Below are 18,333 nucleotides of genomic sequence, written 5' to 3' on the forward strand. Positions count from 1 at the left end.
TGATTTCTTATGCGTGACACTTCGCAGTTATATCAAGCTGTTTGTTATCTGCACTGGTCTGAATACCATATAGGCCGAGTAGAGAATGAAATAAATTATCGTGGGAGAGATTCTGAGTTGTCGCTAAGTTCTCTAAACACGATTTATTAATGTGTTTTTGCTGCGCATAGTTTTGTGGTATCCACACTAGCCATGGAACATGAGTTTGCTCAACAGGCGCGATTGAATATGGAGTGCCGTGCAAGTACAGGCCATTTTCGCCAAGCGATTCTCCGTGATCGGAAATGTAGGTCATCATCACATTGTACTGTTTAGAGGCTTGTTTCAGTTGTTCAATAACTTGCGATAGCACGTAGTCGGTATAAACCAACGTATTGTCATAGACGTTCTTAATCTCTTTATCGCTGCAATTTTCTATATCGCTACGGTCACATGCCGGTTGGAAAGGGGCATGACTTTTCGGGTAACGTTGCCAGTAGGTGGGACCGTGACTACCAATAGTATGTAACACCAGTAATTTGTTTTTCGTGTCTTTGTTGATGAAGGTTTGTGCTTTTTTCAGCATGACCTCATCAAAACAAGTACTGCCGTTGCAATCGACATCTTTTAAAGAACCATCAATTCTCTGGTGAGGAAGATTATCCGCAACGCCTTTTGAACCCCCATCATTATCAAACCACATCAGTTCTACGCCAGCATGATTCATTACATTGAGTACGTTATCTTGGCTTCTGGCGCGTTCTTTATCGTAATTATCTCGGTTTAGGTTGGAGAACATACAAGGAACGGAAAGAGCTGTGTAGGTTCCGCATGATGACACATGTTTAAAAGAGATTAGCCCCATATCTTTGGTATAAGGATCGGTGTTACGTTGATAACCGTTTTGCGCAAAGTTCATCGCACGAGCAGTCTCACCAAGCACAACCACCATTAATGTCGGCTTACCATTGGCACTAGGCATTAACTTCGCATCTTCACCTTGGGGCTTATAAGGGTAGGTTTTGGCAAAATACGTTTTATCAAAGTAACGGACACCATTATAAATATGAGCAGGAATGATCATTTTATTCAGATATTTATTGTTACGTCCTACGGATGCGTAATTTTTGTAGTTGGTCGCCGCAATTAACAGGATTCCGACGATAGCAAGAACAACCAAGCCAACACGTGTGATGGCCGCTTTTTTCCATGAAGGCTGAGGTTTGATTTTCACTAAAAAAACCAGAACGGTGGGGATAAGCCCCAGTATCAACATATAGCCAACAGAAGCGCTATTGAGATAAAACGCAGCTTCAGAGCTGTTAGTCTCAAATATACTTTCCATCATGGAACTATCAAATAATGTATGAAAGCTCATTTGGGCGTAAAGCGCTGCTGCCGACGTCAAAATCACGAACGCCATAAAGGGTTTAAAAAAGTATGGGATTGCAAAGACAGAAAAAATAATTGTAAAGCAAAAAATTAGGAACAGCGGCGCGGTGTAAGGGAACGACACGTCACTAACACTATGGCTTAATTCGAAAATTTTTTTTATCACCGGGTAATTCATTACCGTGCCAAAATAGAGTGCGAGGAGCACGATGAGCGATGGCATAGTCAGAGATATTCTTGGAATGCGAGTAACATTGATGTTCATCTATGTCATAACCTTTTTGATACTAGACAAGTTGAACTCAGTGTATTGAGCAAACCTTAAGATTGACTTAATACTTAGGGGACTTTCCCGTTATTTTAGTTGATTCGCTATCCTCAAGCGGCAGGTCTTTTTCGCCATTAAAAAAGGGCATGAGAATGCAGACTCATGCCCAACGCTTTTGTTCACCATGGCATAGATGAAATAGAAGCTTTAATTGGGGGCGACGTGGTCGTGTTGAGCGGATTCAGATCTTTTTCGCTCGCAATCGGCTCGGAAAAAGAGGAAACGGTTTGTGATTGAGTGGTGTCTTGTTTCACTCGCACAATATGATTTAAGACCAATTTAGGATCGAACGCTGCGATATCTGAAACAGTTAAACCGCGAGAACCGAGTAGACCATAGGTGGCAGGATCTGTATGTGAATAGAGCCCGATACAGGTTGCGCCAGCGCTATCCGCAAGATGCAAAGGCCCAGTATCGCAACTGATAAAACCGTCGACATGATAAAAAAATGCACTGAGTTCTCGAAGATCGGTTGAACGACAGTGACAGATATCGCCTTCTAATGGCTGACTAATTTCAGGGCCAAGTATTTCGACCCATGTGATCGGGTGAGCAGAAGTGCGATTGCAGCGTTCAATGATGGTTAGCCATTGCTCATCACTTAGACGTTTTTCTCCTCTAGCGCCGCGAAAAAACGCGATACAAAGTGATGATTTATCGACAATTGCAGCGCGAACGGATAACCCCAGTTCTAGTTCATTATCATTTAAGCCAAGGTGGTGATCTAGTGGGCAAAGAGGGATAGACCACATTTGAGCTAATAAACTCAATGGTTGCAAGGCTGCGTGACGATACAGAGTACTTTTGGGATACGTGTGCGTAAAACCGAATTGATAATGGCGGTGTTTAAAGGAGACTTTATTTACAGAACGGATAAACGCACATGTGAATGCATCTTGCGCAGATCCACATGGCATCAAGCACAAATCAAAACTTTGTTTTTTTAAACTCAATAGTTGGCGTAGAGATCTGAATGCACTACGAAATTTAAGATGAGTAAAGTAAAAATTATCCACTCCACAGTCTTGAAGCAGATCCTGTTGCCACTCATTTTTGCTTACTAAAGTAATGTTCGCCTCTGGCAATATTTCTCTGAGTTGTTTGAGAAATGGAATCAAAAAAACAGTATTTCCCAAACGGCTATTGTTTCTGACCACAACGACGCTTTTTACTGCAGCAGGTTTGATCAACATGGCGTGAGAAGGTTGAGCAAAAAAATAGCTCGTCATCTTACTTAATAGCGATAGCATCGTCTTTTTTCGTTGCTTATCAAAGCGACGTAACACGGTTTTAAAAGTCAAAAATGAGTCGAGGTTTAATTTATACATACTGCAAGCTCTTTGCTATGTGTCTAAGGCATCGATATTAGATACTGAGAGTTAAGATTTACTTAAGAGAGTGATCAAATGAAAATTTTTGGTCGATTTCCTAGTATTTAATAAACGCTATGATTATTAAGAGTTTCTTAAGTAATACTGTGTAATTTATCCATCCATCTTCGCTTAGCAGAGCGTGAACAATATTGAGCATAAAATTAAGGGTTGCTCGTAATGAAACCAGGAAATACAGGGATTAAACGAGTCGTAAAAGCGGCGTATTTTTCTTATTTAGGAATAAAAGCTGCTTGGGTACATGAAGCGGCATTTCGTCAGGAGTCTCTGGCGTTTGTGGTGTGCACTATTATTGCGTTGATGACGAATGAATCAGTGACGTATAAGATCTTGATGGTTGGTGTTATGGTCTTGGTGTTGATCGTTGAATTACTGAACTCAGCAGTTGAAGCGGCTATCGATAGAATAGGACCTGAGCATCATGAGTTAAGCGGTCGTGCGAAAGATTTAGGTTCAGCTGCGGTGTTGATATCCATTTTATTCGCGATGGGTGTTTGGGGAGCGATTTTACTGGCGTAAAACTATCAATGTAACGCTCAAGTATGATTGAGCGTTAGTTTGACGTCATTTAATGTGGATCATTTGATAAATGGACGCGAGTGTCTTTTTCAGCTCTTCTTTAAGTTGCGTTTGATAACATGGATTACATTGAGTTTGTGCAATTAAATAGAGCAATTGAACGTAATCTTCATAAAGTTCAATGAGTGTTTGTTGGGTTTTACCATTGCGTTTCTGACAAGCAGAATCGATATCACTTGCATCAATTTTATATACCATATCAGGTACATAGCCGTTAGTAATATGTAAAACAATCTTACGGCTTAAGCTCGGATAGTCTTTGGCTACTTTTGGTAGTGCGATGTTTTGCATGATTCCCATCTTTGTCTCCCAACTACGCTTTCCATTGTTATGGATATCAACTTCAACTGAGTATGAGCTTAACGCCTTATTCTTAAGGTTTACTTAAATTTCGTTACTGCGGGCAACTTTTTGCTCGGTATGCATGGCATTATAGAGATATTTGCACATTTTCAGAGTAAAGATATGTATCTAAATATGTAAGCTTATTGATGCAAGGAGATATTAGGCACTTGCGCCGATGTTAACGGAATCTTATAAATGATATTGCAATTGTATGACTTTGTTTTCTATCATTTACTTATTCTATGTTTGGTGCCTAAATGGTGATCAAACTACATGTATATTTTCAACGTAGAATGACTCTATCTTTAAATCAGAGCTGTGCCTAAGAGCAAATACATTCTCGCAGCAACAGCCGCTTAAGGTCATTTGGGTATAGATACACATTAAATAGGATAAACAATGAAAAAATGGGCAATGTTGTTAATTGCAACAGTCACACTTGCTGGTTGTGAAGCCACCCAGCGGCAGAATGCAACAACAGGTGAAAATGAGACAAACTCTACCACTAAAGGTGCCGTGGTTGGCGCTGTTGTGGGTGCATTAACAGGCTTAGCAACGGGCGGTAATGCGACGGAACGTCGTCAGCACGCGTTAATCGGTGCAACTGGTGGTGCTGCAGTTGGCGCTGGCGTCGGTTACTACTTTGATCGTCAAGAAGCCCAATTGCGCAAATCTTTACTTGATTCAGGTGTTCAAGTTCAACGTGTCAACGATAGCCAGATTAAATTGGTCATGCAAAATGGTATTGGCTTTAATAGTGACTCTTACCACTTAGATTCAAGTATTTATAAATCATTGAACGGTGTAGCTAAAGTGTTAGTGGAGTATCCGAAAACCCGCTTGCGAATTAATGGTTATACCGATAGCACTGGCAGCCAATCTTATAACCAATCTTTATCTGAGCGTCGTGCAAATTCGGTCCGTGAATACCTGATTAATCAAAATGTTTCGCCTCAGCGTATCGGTATTTATGGTCATGGTGAGAATGCACCGTTATGCAGTAATGCTACAGCTCAAGGGCGAAAGTGTAATCGTCGAGTTGAAATTCAAATCACGCCAAATCAATAAATTTATGATGAGCACGCCCACGAACTTTGTATTCGTGGGCAAACGATCGTTGTCACCATGGATAATGAGGTGATAACAGAGAGTAACATGCTAAAAGACACCTAGAGAAAGTGGTGTTGCGCGCACTGACCAGTTGGACACTTAAGTAGTAACTCATAACCCATTTCGAAGTTAATGTTTTCAATACGAGCGAGTAGTCGTTGCAATTTAGGTAATGTCATATCCGAACGATGAGGAAAATTAGGAATAGCGTCTGATTTTAGCAACTTAAAAAAGTCATACTCTAAATCGGTTTCGTCATATTCACCCGACTGGCATTTCCTACAAATAGTTTGTTTATTTTTGGATGTAATGACTTCTAGCATTAAGAGTGTTGCGAACTTCTCACGAGCCTTTTCTACAGATGAGCTTTTTTTTCGCAAAGATATCATAGCGGACTCCTTAGCCAGTGGAGACCATTATGATCAATAAACATTATTTTCATGATATTACCGACGTTGTTTGTTCTCTACTATTCCTCATGGTTATAAATCACGAGTGATATAGAAAACAGATTGTTATATGTTTGGCTTTTTGATTGACTCTAAACATAGAGATATTTATGAAATCTAAGCCATATTGGAGTGTTTTATACGGTAACACAAAAATAATTCTGAAACAGTCAATATTGAGTGGTGATGGGACAAAAAATGTCTGGTCGGATCATGTTTTAGCAAATATTAATACAATGATTGTGTGGCTTATTAAGGTCTAAGGGACAATAATGCACAACAAAAATGGCCTATTCAAAACAGAATAGGCCATTTTTTGTCCGGGATGTCACTGATAAATGAGTCTGCTATGGTTTATTGGCTCTAGGTTCACTCATTAGACCTTTAATGAGTGACACGGTGGCGACCAACAATACAATCGTAAATGGAAAACCAGTGGCAACAGCCATCGATTGAGCAGCTGTTAGCCCCCCTCCGAGCATTAAGGCAATGGCGACCAAACCTTCAAACGTACACCAGAAAACTCGTTGTGGAGTTGGCGCATCCACTTTACCACCTGCAGCAATCGTATCGATAACCAAAGACCCTGAGTCTGAAGAGGTGATAAAGAACACCACTACCAAAACAATACCGACAAAAGATGTGATGGCATGCCAAGGCATGACCTCTAGCATTGAGAACAGTTTCAATGATAGCTCTGCGTTTTTGACCGCATCATAGCCATCATTGACATACTGGCTAATTGCTGTACCACCAAATGCAGTCATCCAGAACACACACACAATGGATGGGACGATCAATACGCAAGTAATAAACTCACGGACAGTACGGCCACGGGAAACTCGAGCGATAAACATGCCCACAAATGGTGACCATGAAATCCACCATGCCCAATAGAAGGCCGTCCACCCTTGCGAATAGTTAACGTCTTGACGCTCAAATGGCATCGATAGTGCAGGAATATATTCAACATAGTTAACGATATTGTTAACAAAGCCACTTAAAATGTCCCAGGTCGGGCCGACAATGACAATAAACATCAGCAACACTGCAGCCAAGAGCATGTTAACTTCAGACAGCAGTTTGACCCCACTGTCTAAGCCCGCTAATACTGAGGTGAGGGCCATGGCGGTGATACAAATGATAAGTACTATTTTGGTGGTATCGGTTAATGGGATATCAAATAAGAAGTTCAATCCAGTCGCCGCTTGCGAGGCGCCATAACCCAGTGAAGTTGCGAGCCCAAATACGGTCGCGACTACGGCTAAAATATCAATAATGTGACCAGTCCAGCCCCAAACCCTTTCACCAAACAGCGGGTAGAAAACCGAACGCATCGTAAGTGGCAGCCCTTTGTTAAAGGAGAATATTGCCAAGCCTAACGCTAATAATGCATAGATTGCCCACGGGTGTAATGCCCAATGGTAGATGGTTGCAGCCATGCCTAATGCTTCCGCTGCTTTGGTGTCGCCCAATGCTCCACCTAAAGGAGCCCAATCGGTTCGGACGCCATTTTCTACCGTTGTTCCGGCTAAGGCAGTGCTAAAGTGAGACATGGGTTCAGACACACCAAAGAACACCAATCCAATCCCCATCCCTGCAGCAAACAGCATGGCTAGCCAACCTGAATAGGAATAATCAGGAGTAGCATCGGTGCCACCAATGCGGACGCTTCCGAGCGGCGAGACAATCAGGCCTAAACAGACAATGACAAAAATGTTACCCGATAAAAGGAAGAACCAATCTAAGTGAGTGACTAACCAACCTTTTAGTGATGTAAAAATAGGTTCGACTTGCTCGCGAAATATCAATGTGGCAAACACGAAAATAACGATAGCAAGTCCTGAAATAGCAAAGACGCGGTTATGAATATCAAGCCCAAAGGGGCCAACAGACACCACCACATTATCTTGTCCCACGGTGTAATCGGTATCGATAGGGTTTGCTTTCCCACTTGGTTCTGGGATGCCACCATTATCGTTATTATCACTACTCATGAATTATTGCCCCTCTAAACAAATAATTAACAGAATTAAGAGTAGATGAGGACTCACTGTTTTTGTATTTTTTATACTGTAACGATGAACGAAATTGAGAAACTAGTTAGTTTGATCGAAAAATTTATGCAAATGATATCGAACAATATTTGGGCGTGGTCTAGGATTACTCTACCAAGTGGTACTTAAAAATAAGCCACAGATATCCCAATGACCTCAACAAATAGCACCTTGAGGTTACTTGGTTATACATTAACAAGGTCAGTTATCTATTGTTAGTCGCTTGAATTAAGCATGGAGACTGGACCTGTTTATGAATGAGCCTTTAGCAAACGGTATTGTTACATTGTCAGGTTTTTCTGCAGTAATGAACCCTGTCGGTGTCGAGTTTGACGGTAAAACTTGGGTGAGACGCGTATTATCAAGCGTTTTTAGTAACTTAGAACAACCTAGTTACTGTATCATTATCGACCGAACCGCTTCATTTAAAACCCTGTTGATTGATCAAATTAATCAACTCACCCAGTTTATTGTCCGCTTGCAGCAAAACGCGCAACAAAATAAAACGGCTGATCGCTATTTGCAAGAAAACACCGATTACCTAATAGGGTTATTGGTGTGTCATTTTGGTCTCGACTTTCTGCCCCATCCACACACGGATCTTAATGGTCTTAACATCAATTTAGAGCAATTACTGACTCAAGTGCACAGCAGTGCGGAACAAAGCCAAGATAAAGAGTGGTGTGAACGGATACAGGTGGTTTTTCGCTTGAGTTCGGGACAAGAAAGTCTCAAGCAGTATGTGTTGTTACCTGCCGATAATGCCTCGCAAGTTATCCAACGCTCTCTATTAACATACCAGCGCTATTTAGGGAAAGTGCAGCACTTCTGTCCGGTCTGTAATTTAATGTCGCAAATTCATTTTTTAATTGAAAGTCTCGACATGAAATCTGGACAGAAAAGCGTGACGGATGAACAGGTGAGAGACACGATTGAAATTATTATTGCGGTGATCATGATTGTTTCAGATTCCTTGCCTCGCTTTGAGCAACTTGACCATGCGATACGTTTGACCGTCAATTTAGATTGGATCGGGCAAAAAGTGGATGAGTTAATCGCTGAAGATGCGTTTGATTATCGAGCTAAACACGCTCGTTTTATGGCATATCTCCATAATGAGAATTGAGAATAAATTACTCCAAAGTAGCATGGGGCAATGCCACGAAGATGACTACATTGGAGAGCAGTTTAACGTTAGTGTTCAGCGTGAAAACTTAGAATTAAGAGTTTATATGTCGGTCATTTCACTTTATGTTGGGCCAGTAGGATAGCAGTTGTATGACAACACGATATCAATCTAGACGACTATTTAAAGCACGAATGGCGACTTACTTCGTGTATATAGTATTGGTCGCACTGTCTACTATCTTAGCCTATCAGGTGATGAGAAAAGATATTGAACGCCAAGTTAAACATAATATCAGTAATATTATTCAGCACATTGATTCCGTATTAGAACACGTAGATGAAGCCGCTCGTTATATCGGCCATTATTCGAACGTTCCCTGTTCTGGTGTACAAAGAATGATGACGATTAGAACGTTAAGCATTCCTAGTGGACTTTCGATGGAAGTAAAATGGAAAGATGGCTATTGCAACACTATTGATGGATTCAGCACGTTTCCTATCCACCCACAAAATACCGCGTCTTTGTTTGTCGATAAAGGCTTTATATCGACCAAAGCGCTCTATTATCGCATTGGAGATACGACTGCCGAACTCAATATCTATTACGTGTTAGACCAGCTCCAAATTCAACCAGACTATGTTCATTTTCATCTCGTAGCCGATGGGTTGGAATTACCTGCGAGTGATTTGGGGCAGGAAGGTATTGTTGATGGGATTAGTGTCAGATCCTCTTCTTATTCCTATGCCATCCATACCGATTATCAATGGACATTAATGATTTCGACTATAGCAACTGAGCTACTGCTAACGCTGCTGTTTTCAATCCTTGTGCCAGCCTTGATCTGTTATCAATTTTATAAATTTATTAGTCAGCCCAAATATCTGGCAAGAGAGTTACGCCATGCGATCAAACTAGGGCAACTCAAAGCCTATGTTCAACCTGTTGTGACTCATGATGGTAAGTTGAAAGGGGGCGAGGTGTTAGTTCGGTGGCATCATCCTAAAAAGGGGGTGATTGGCCCGTACGAATTTATTGATTTGCTGGAAAAAGCCCAATTAGCCTCAGGGTTATGTCATTCGTTATTTTCACAAGTGAGTGAACAGCTTAAAGGTTGTCTTGAACATATTGCGAATCCTTTGCATTTGTCATTTAACTTGTGTGGTCAGCAATTATTAAATCGCCGTATTGTTGATGACGCCCTGAGTTTTTATCGTGAGGTGCATAACCCTAACATTAAGCTTATTTTAGAGCTGACTGAGCGTGAACAGATTTTTGAAGATGAAAGAGTTAGAGATATCTATAACGATTTATACCGAGCGGGAGTTCGTTTTTCGATTGATGACTTTGGTACAGGTCACTCTAGTTTGATTTATTTGCAAATGTTTAAAATCAGTTATATCAAAATTGATAAACAATTTATCGATTTAATCGGCAAAGATACAACGTCAAATAATATCGTTAACAACTTGCTCGATTTATCTCGACGTTTAGAAATTCCCACCATTGCTGAGGGTATCGAGAACCAACAACAGAAAGAATACTTAGAAAAAAATGGCGTGGATTATTATCAGGGCTATTTGTTCAGTAAACCCATTGTCTTGAATGAATTTATTCAACAGTGGCTGTTAAACAGTGATAAAAAGTTTGTCTCTGAGCCTTAGATCTATTTTGTTGATCAGTAATTGCGATGTAGGTGGAGAATTACCGTCTACACTAATTAAATACCCTTCGGCATCGGTGTTGCTTTAAGCGCGACCTTTGGGTGGTACATCGAAAAATGTTAAGTACTTACGAGGCTCTCTTTATTATCAATTAGCTGGGATTTATTAACATATTTAGGGAGCGTCGATTTATTTTATTGATCATGCAGGAGTTATATGGAAGGCATCTCTGCAACTCAGTTTAAGTCAGCTGGTTCATTCTATTCCCGGTATCGTTTGGCATTGATCGTCTTTCTGGTAGGAATAATCGCTACTATTGTTGTTAATCAACTAATTATGTCTTCTAATCAAAACCACATTAAAGAATCGGTTGATGAGAAATTTGATCAGTTATATGCATCAGTCTCTGAACGCTTTAGCTTGTATCGCTATGGTTTGATGGAAGCACGCACTGCTATTTTGTCTGGTGGTGGTGTGGATGTAACGCGTGCAGAAATAAATCAGTTTGGTACCACATTAAACCTTGATGAATTTTTCCCTGGAGCGAGGGGGTTTGGTTTTATTCGACGAGTACCTCGCAATGAGGTAAAAGCATTTCTAGCGAAAGCAAAATCAGACGGTAAACCCAATTTCAAAATCAATCAATATGCTCCTAATTTTGGTGATTCGTATATTGTGCAATATATGGAACCTGAGTTTTATGAGGTGAATGCTGAAGCAATTGGTTTTGATATTGCGTCGGAGCCCAAACGGCGTAAAACGGCCAATAAAGCACTGATCGAAGGGAAAACGCAAATCACACCGCCGATCCGTCTTATTACTAACCCAGGTGGGCAAATTGATTCTCTACTCATTCTACTGCCACTTTATAAAGGTGGGGTGATTCCATTAAACAAAGAGCAGCGTTTAGAGAAAGGGTTTGGTTGGATTAGCGCGCCATTGAACTTGTCTAACGTGTTGAAAGATATCATCCCCCATCCAGAAAAGTTGATATTTTCGATTACTGACGTTACTGAGGCGCCCGATGCCGAGCCTTTTTACAGTAATAGTAAGGGGAAAGGCGATTATCGTCAGGAGAAAGAGTTAGACATAATGGGCAGAAACTGGCGTTTGGAGTTGTCGGTTACACCCGCCTATATTTCCAGCTTACACCTTCACTCTCCTGCCGCGACTTTAAGTATCGGGTTGGCAATGAGTATTCTCTTAGCATTAGTCGTTGGCATGTTCACCACTCAGCGAGCTAATCGTTCTCGTCTTATCCATGAGCAAACAAAATTACATGCCATCGTAGAAAGCTCAGCCGATGGCATTATTGGCAAAACATTGGAGGGGAGAATTATTAGCTGGAACGCAGGAGCAGAAAAGATATTTGGTTATAAGCGAGAAGAGGCCATAGGGAGACTGCTAAAAGAGTTAGTGATACCTGAACGGTTGCAATATGAAGAAGATGATATTTTAAGTCGGATCACTAACGGTGAAACCATCGCTGCTTTTGAAAGTATTCGACATCGTAAGGATGGCGCTGAATTTCCTGTTTCTGCCACGGTATCTCCAATTTTGAACTTTAAGGGGGAAGTCGTTGGTGCCGCAAAAACCGTGCGTGATATCTCAATGCAAAAGGCGGCTGAAAACAAAATTCGCGAGCTCAATGCCAACCTAGAACAGCAAGTTGCCCAACGCACCGCAGAGTTAGAAGAGCTCAATGTCTTACTGTCTAATGTTCTTTCTGCCGCCTACGAATACGCGATTGTGGCTACTGATACGACCGGTCTGATTAAGCTTTTTAATCATGGTGCAGAGTTGATGTTGGGGCTGAAAGCGGAAGATGTTGTGGATAAGGAATACCCGGTCATCTTCCATGATATAGAAGAGGTGAAAGAACGAGGTGAGGAATTATCTCGTATTCATGGTCGTCCGATTGAAGGTATCGATGTCTTTTTAACCAAGGCAAAAGAGAATCGCTCGGAATCCTCGGAATGGACCTACATTGACTCAGATGGGCACCGGTTCCCGATTAATTTGGTTGTCAGTGCTATGCGTGATAATCAAGGAGATATTGTCGGTTATTTGGGGATTGCTGCTGATATTACTGAGCAGAAGAAAGCCGAACAGGCATTAAAGGATGCGAAGGAGTCTGCAGATGCGGCGAACCAAGCAAAATCCATGTTTTTGGCCAATATGAGCCATGAAATTCGCACCCCGATGAATGCGGTTTTGGGCATGCTGCAACTCTTACTCAAAACGTCATTGAGTCAAAAACAGTATGATTTTGCGTCAAAAGCAAAAATGGCTGCCACCTCTTTGCTTAGTCTACTTAACGATATTCTTGACTATTCCAAAATTGAATCTGGCAAACTTGAGTTAGACCCGCATCCCTTTAATTTTAACGGATTAATGGAACATTTGGCTGTGGTGATGTCTGGAAATTTACGAGACAAATCCATTGAACTTTTGTTCGATTTAGATGAAACCGTACCGTATCACCTCATTGGAGATGAATTACGATTACAACAGGTTTTGCTCAATTTAATTAGTAATGCGATTAAATTTACGGACGTGGGTGAAGTTGTTGTTAACACGCGGTTACACGCCTACCAAAATGGTCAAGCAACGATTCGAATTGGGATTCGTGATAGTGGTATTGGTATTAGCCCTGAACAGCAACAGAAAATTTTTGAAGGGTTTACGCAAGCAGAAGCGTCAATCACTCGGCGTTATGGCGGTACAGGCCTTGGCCTGGTTATTTGTCGGCGCTTATTAGATCTAATGGGAGCAGACTTAAAATTAGAAAGTCGTTTGGGTGAGGGGAGTGAGTTCTACTTTACCGTGACACTTCCTGTTAATAACAACATACATTGGCAACCTGAGTTGTTTGAAAATGCACCGAAGATTTTGGTCGTCGATGATAATGAGGTCGCCAGAATGATGGCAGCGGATACGCTGGTTCGGCTATGCGCGAGGGTGGAGTCTGTCACGTCGGGTAAAGAGGCGTTTGATGCGATTAAGCGTGCGGTACAGAAAAACGATCCTTTTGCGTGTGTGTTGCTGGATTGGTTAATGCCTGATTTGAATGGTGTTGATGTTGCTAAACATATTCACGCTTTTATGGAGCCTCACCCACCAAAGATTATATTGATTAGTGCAGCGAGTCAGGGGGATTTGCCTGTTGTAGAAGAAGGGACCCCATTTAACCTAGTGTTGGCAAAACCGGTAACGCCACATCAGCTGTTTACTAGCGTGCTTGATGTCTTAGAAAATCGCGCTCTTGCAAGTGCGGATATAGAATCTGAAGAGCAAGCTGAGCCATTGCCGTTATCCGGATTGAACATCTTATTGGTGGAAGACAATACCTTTAATCAAGAAGTTGCGACTGAATTACTCGAAAGTGCTGGTGCACAAGTGTATTTGGCAGGGGATGGTAAAAAAGGCATCGATATATTATTTGCCAATCACTGTCACTTTGATTTGGTGCTGATGGACATGCAAATGCCCAATATGGATGGATTAACGGCAACCCGAAAAATTCGCGAACATGAGGAATATCAGCAATTGCCTATAGTGGCGATGACCGCGAATGTGAGTCCGGAAGATCGTGAAGCTTGTTTCAACGCAGGTATGAATGATCATTTGGGTAAACCACTTGATTTCACCACAGTGATTCATGTTATTGAAAAAAATATTGGCCTGCAGAGAGACGGAGTGACAAAAGCGCCTCAAGGTATGAGTTCAATTGATGCAGTGATCCAGAGATTTGGTGGAAATGAAGCGCTGTATCGCTCTATTTTAAACCGATTTATGGAATCATTTGATGAGTTGGTGGTTGAGTTACAAGAGCAGATAGAGCATCGCCAATGGCAGCATGTGATGGCGAGTATACATACGATAAAAGGTTCGGCGGGAACCGCAGGATTAGACAAACTGTACCGATTTATCATCGATATAGAAAAGCAAGCGAAACAGTTAGATTTAGACCAGAACGGGAGGTCACTTTTCAACGTGGATTTTGCGGATTCTCTCCTCAAAATGGCACAGGATGAACATTCGATGTTGGCGGCATTACTTGGTGATGAACAAGAACAACGACACACTCATGAAGAAGAACCGTTGGATGTGGCCCTATTATTGGATGAATTAGAAAATAATTTAGCAATGAACAATATGAATGCTCTATCTTTAGTTGATACGCTCAGTCAGCAGTACCCGAATAATAAGCATATCAGTGCGCTACACAAGGCGGTTGATGATTTAGATTTTGTGCAAGCACAGGCTTATATTGGGCCGGTAAGGGAGAGTTTATGAAACGTCTCGAGTTTCTCGAACAATTTAGGCACGATAAGCGCAGACCGGTTTTGTTGATCGTTGATGATCAGCCCATCAACATTAGAGCGCTAAACGAAATATTTAAAGATGAGTTCGATGTGGTTATGGCCACCAGTGGCGGACAAGCCATTGAGCAAGCAAGGGCGCAGCAACCAGATATTATCTTACTCGATATCGTAATGCCTGAAATGGACGGCTATGAGGTCTGTCGGTTACTCAATCAAGATCCATTAACTCTGGATATTCCAATTATATTTGTGACGGCCGAAACGGAAGATAACGTCGAGGCTCATGGCTTTGAAGTGGGGGCGGTGGATTTCATTACCAAACCTTTTAACCCACTGATTGTGCGAGCTCGAGTCATGACCCACCTGACGCTTAAGCTGCAAATGGACATCATGCGAGATATGGTATTGATTGATGGCCTAACGGGCTTAGCCAATCGGCGCCGTTTCGATCAGGCATTAAAAGGTGATTGGAACCTATGTCAAAGAGAGCATAAGCCGCTTGCTTTGCTGATGGTGGATGTTGATTATTTCAAACGTTATAACGATACCTATGGGCATATTGCTGGGGACGAATGTCTGAAATTGGTAGGAAAAGCGTTGCAGTCATCAGTGCGTCGCACGTCAGATATTTGTTGTCGTTACGGCGGCGAAGAATTTTGCTGCCTATTGCCATTTACTGATGAAGAAGGGGCAACTATCTGCGCGAATAATATTTTACAAGCAGTCCGAGATTTGAATATTGAACATGAATCTTCCGACGCAGCCAAGGTGGTTACAGTGAGTATCGGACAAGCGTTTGTCGTGCCTAGTGCTGCCATAACCGCAGAACAATTACTCTTGTATGCCGATCAAGCACTATACGTCAGTAAGCAACATGGTCGTAATCGCACGTCGATATTTTGTGAAACGGAAACGAAAGATAATTAAGCGCGGTTATTGACGAAATATTCTGCGATTGAACATTCCAATTAGCATTTTTACCTAGATATTACCTTCTACAGTCCCTTATTTGCTAAGTTTATTGGGTAAGTATGAATAAGGACTAGCCCGGTGAAAACTCCACTATTGATTGTATCGATGCTATTTGCTCAACCAAGTGGTGCGAATCAAACTCCGATCGATCAACTTCACTTCCAAGATGCAAAGCTCGAACAGTGCGTATCTTATATGGCGAAAGAGGCACATGTCAGCAGTGCTGATCAATTAGAATATCTCCAATGCGCATTTAAAGGTGCATTGTCATTAAAAGGTATCCAACAGTTACCCGCATTAAAATCTCTCGTGCTAAGTGGTGGTGAAATTAAGGACTTAGGCGCTATCAATCGAATCACTAGCTTGCGGGATATGCTATTGAATGATGTCTATGTAAGTAATTTTTCATCGTTGAATAATAAAGATCTCGATGTAGTACTTAGCCGAGTCTCTACGCGAAATTGGCAACAGCTTAGCCGCGTTCATGTGAGTACTATTTCAATCAAGTCTCCAGGTCAATGCAATCAATATAAGTCACTCGCAAATAACGAAAAAGTAGTGCTTGCACCACGAGGCACAAGTGATAAAAGAATTTCAGTTGGTATGCAACAGGTATATAACGGCAGTAAAAATGTCTTTATCTCTCTCGATTGTGATTCTAATGATTTGAATTAAGATCAAAGAATAAAGTTGCATATTTTTTCGACGCCCGCTAGATTGAGATATTGAAAAGTTGGTTTGCACACATCGTGCTGCACTCAAGGAAACGTTGTGACTTACTAGGAAGACGAGTCACTATTGATGGATCATGAGGTAACACCATGGCAAAGACGGTTTTACTGGCAGGTGCCACAGGCTATTTAGGCAGCTATGTAGCAAGAGAGCTACAAGAGCGTAACTTTCAACTTAGGGCATTAGTTCGCGATGTAGAAAAACTTCAGCAGAAGGGACTGAATCCTGATCAACTTTACGTGGGAGAAGTCACTGAGCTGAATACCATCAGTGGGTGTTGTGATGGCGTTGATACGGTAATCTCCACCATTGGCATTACTCGCCAAAATGATGGCTTAAGCTATATGGATGTAGACTTTCAAGCCAATTTAAATTTATTGCAGGAAGCAAAAAGAAGTGGGGTGCGTAAATTTATTTATGTTTCCGTGCTTGATGGAGATAAGTTGCGCAAAGTATCTGTATGCGCAGCCAAAGAAAAGTTTGTTGATGAACTGAAAAACTCGGGACTAGAGTATTCAGTGATTCGCCCGAACGGATTGTTTTGTGATTTAGATGATCTTTATCATATGGCGGAAAATGGCCGGGTGTTTTTGTTTGATGGCGGTCAGTTAAAGTCTAACCCAATCCATGGTGCCGATATGGCGCAAATTTGTGTCGATGCCATAGATGCGCCTCGCATGCATATTACTGCTGGTGGCCCGGATCAAATGACCCATAAAGAGATCGCTGAATTGGCGTTTAAATACGCAGGTAAAGAGCCACGTATTACTTATATTCCAAGCTGGTCTCGTGGCATGTTATTGGGAATGTCACGCTTTTTTACCAGTCGCTCCACATATGGTCCATTGGAGTTTTTTATGACGGTCATGTCTAGAGACATGTTAGCACCACCGAAAGGGCAACACCGCTTAGAAGAATACTATCGACATATGCATCATAGTCAGCCCAGCAAATAGATCGAATAGGTAGCCGAGCTTAAGCTCGGCTTTTTTCTATACGCTAACCACTGATTTGAGATACGTCTTTAGCCGTGTTAGCCTAAATTGTCACCATATGAGGAGGTTTAATATGCATCCACATAGTTTAGTGGCCGGGAAAGTGACCCACCGTATTGACTGGACTGAAAACGAATTTTCACTGACAATTCAAGCGCCTGTGGCCCCATATATTGCAGGGCAGTTCACCAAACTGGGTTTATGTAATCAGCAAGGAGAGTGGGTTCGTCGCGCCTACTCAATCGTCAATCCTCCCTCTCGCCCTCATCCTTCTACTGCGCAAGTGGAATTCTTAATTATTACCGTTCCTGACGGTGAACTATCCAATAAACTGTATGGACTTAATATTGGCGACACGGTTTATGTCGGTGAAAAGCCGTCTGGATTTATGACAGCAGAAGAAATCCGTCCAGACGCTCAAGAGCTATGGTTGATAGCAACAGGGACTGGAATTGGCCCTTACTTAGCCATGCTAGAGGATCATTTAATGCCGTATCAAAACATCGTGTTAGTTCATGCAGTGCGTAAGCAAAAAGAATTGGTTTATCGCGATCATATTCATCAGTTGCAGGAACGTTATGCGGGGCGTTTACACTACATACCCATTGTCTCACGAGAAAAAGTAGACGGAGCTTTAAGCGGCCGCATTCCCGCACTCATTGAATCTGGTGTTCTAGAAACAACGGCCGGGTTAACTATCGAAGGGGACAAAAGCTTTATTTATTTGTGCGGTAACCCTGACATGATCCGTGACACCAACCGAGTGTTAAAGAATAGAGGTTTGCGTAAGCATTTACGTCGTAAACCTGGTCATTTTAGTTACGAAAATTATTGGTAGTGAGTGAGTCATTTAAAAAGAGAGCGTGAGATGAATCTGATTGGGTCG

14 protein-coding genes are annotated in these 18,333 nt (G+C 41.7%); 9 read left to right on the plus strand and 5 right to left on the minus strand.

Going from position 1 to position 18,333, the window contains the following annotated elements:
- Nucleotides 1-7: 7 nt before the first annotated feature.
- Together I1A42_RS03900 and I1A42_RS03905 are read right to left on the minus strand one after the other, a co-directional pair.
- The gene (locus I1A42_RS03900; RefSeq protein ID WP_196123774.1) at nucleotides 8-1,594 is read right to left on the minus strand and encodes a phosphoethanolamine transferase; all 1,587 of its coding nucleotides are present in this window, start codon (nucleotides 1,592-1,594) and stop codon (nucleotides 8-10) included.
- A gap of 224 nt (nucleotides 1,595-1,818) precedes the next feature.
- Nucleotides 1,819-3,027, minus strand: coding sequence for a glycosyltransferase family 9 protein (locus I1A42_RS03905; protein WP_161157387.1), 1,209 nt, complete (start codon nucleotides 3,025-3,027; stop codon nucleotides 1,819-1,821).
- Between the two features lie 222 nt (nucleotides 3,028-3,249).
- Here I1A42_RS03905 and I1A42_RS03910 point away from each other — a divergent pair, with 222 nt between their 5' ends.
- Nucleotides 3,250-3,609, plus strand: a complete 360-nt coding sequence (locus I1A42_RS03910) for a diacylglycerol kinase (RefSeq protein ID WP_161157388.1) — start codon at nucleotides 3,250-3,252, stop codon at nucleotides 3,607-3,609.
- 45 nt (nucleotides 3,610-3,654) lie between these two features.
- Here I1A42_RS03910 and I1A42_RS03915 read toward each other — a convergent pair whose 3' ends face one another.
- A complete protein-coding gene (locus I1A42_RS03915) occupies nucleotides 3,655-3,969 on the minus strand; it encodes a hypothetical protein (protein WP_161157389.1) in 315 nt (104 codons plus the stop codon).
- Between the two features lie 444 nt (nucleotides 3,970-4,413).
- Here I1A42_RS03915 and I1A42_RS03920 point away from each other — a divergent pair, with 444 nt between their 5' ends.
- Nucleotides 4,414-5,082 carry an OmpA family protein gene (locus I1A42_RS03920; protein ID WP_161157390.1) on the plus strand — a complete coding sequence of 223 codons (669 nt, stop codon included), beginning with the start codon at nucleotides 4,414-4,416 and terminating at the stop codon, nucleotides 5,080-5,082.
- A gap of 101 nt (nucleotides 5,083-5,183) precedes the next feature.
- On the opposite strand, the gene I1A42_RS03925 is transcribed toward I1A42_RS03920, so the two are convergent.
- Nucleotides 5,184-5,513 (minus strand): hypothetical protein, encoded by a 330-nt coding sequence (locus I1A42_RS03925; protein ID WP_161157391.1) that lies wholly within the window; start codon nucleotides 5,511-5,513, stop codon nucleotides 5,184-5,186.
- 407 nt (nucleotides 5,514-5,920) lie between these two features.
- Nucleotides 5,921-7,570 (minus strand): BCCT family transporter, encoded by a 1,650-nt coding sequence (locus tag I1A42_RS03930; protein WP_196122724.1) that lies wholly within the window; start codon nucleotides 7,568-7,570, stop codon nucleotides 5,921-5,923.
- A gap of 313 nt (nucleotides 7,571-7,883) precedes the next feature.
- Here I1A42_RS03930 and I1A42_RS03935 point away from each other — a divergent pair, with 313 nt between their 5' ends.
- The 7 genes from I1A42_RS03935 to I1A42_RS03965 all read left to right on the plus strand — a co-directional run bounded on the left by I1A42_RS03935 (nucleotide 7,884) and on the right by I1A42_RS03965 (nucleotide 18,285).
- Nucleotides 7,884-8,756 (plus strand): hypothetical protein, encoded by an 873-nt coding sequence (locus I1A42_RS03935; protein WP_161157393.1) that lies wholly within the window; start codon nucleotides 7,884-7,886, stop codon nucleotides 8,754-8,756.
- A 152-nt stretch (nucleotides 8,757-8,908) separates the two neighbouring features.
- Complete coding sequence (locus tag I1A42_RS03940; protein WP_161157394.1) at nucleotides 8,909-10,420, plus strand: EAL domain-containing protein; 1,512 nt, start codon at nucleotides 8,909-8,911, stop codon at nucleotides 10,418-10,420.
- A 216-nt stretch (nucleotides 10,421-10,636) separates the two neighbouring features.
- On the plus strand, nucleotides 10,637-14,719 hold the full coding sequence (locus I1A42_RS03945; protein ID WP_196122725.1) for a PAS domain S-box protein: 4,083 nt from the start codon (nucleotides 10,637-10,639) through the stop codon (nucleotides 14,717-14,719).
- The gene (locus I1A42_RS03950) at nucleotides 14,716-15,675 is read left to right on the plus strand and encodes a diguanylate cyclase domain-containing protein (RefSeq protein WP_196122726.1); all 960 of its coding nucleotides are present in this window, start codon (nucleotides 14,716-14,718) and stop codon (nucleotides 15,673-15,675) included. The genes I1A42_RS03945 and I1A42_RS03950 overlap by 4 nt, the downstream gene beginning before the upstream one ends.
- A gap of 123 nt (nucleotides 15,676-15,798) precedes the next feature.
- On the plus strand, nucleotides 15,799-16,395 hold the full coding sequence (locus I1A42_RS03955; RefSeq protein ID WP_161157397.1) for a hypothetical protein: 597 nt from the start codon (nucleotides 15,799-15,801) through the stop codon (nucleotides 16,393-16,395).
- 146 nt (nucleotides 16,396-16,541) lie between these two features.
- Nucleotides 16,542-17,408 (plus strand): SDR family oxidoreductase, encoded by an 867-nt coding sequence (locus I1A42_RS03960; RefSeq protein ID WP_161157398.1) that lies wholly within the window; start codon nucleotides 16,542-16,544, stop codon nucleotides 17,406-17,408.
- A 112-nt stretch (nucleotides 17,409-17,520) separates the two neighbouring features.
- Nucleotides 17,521-18,285, plus strand: a complete 765-nt coding sequence (locus I1A42_RS03965) for a ferredoxin--NADP reductase (RefSeq protein ID WP_161157399.1) — start codon at nucleotides 17,521-17,523, stop codon at nucleotides 18,283-18,285.
- Nucleotides 18,286-18,333: the final 48 nt, after the last annotated feature.

The organism is Vibrio nitrifigilis, assembly GCF_015686695.1.
Lineage (GTDB): Bacteria > Pseudomonadota > Gammaproteobacteria > Enterobacterales > Vibrionaceae > Vibrio > Vibrio nitrifigilis.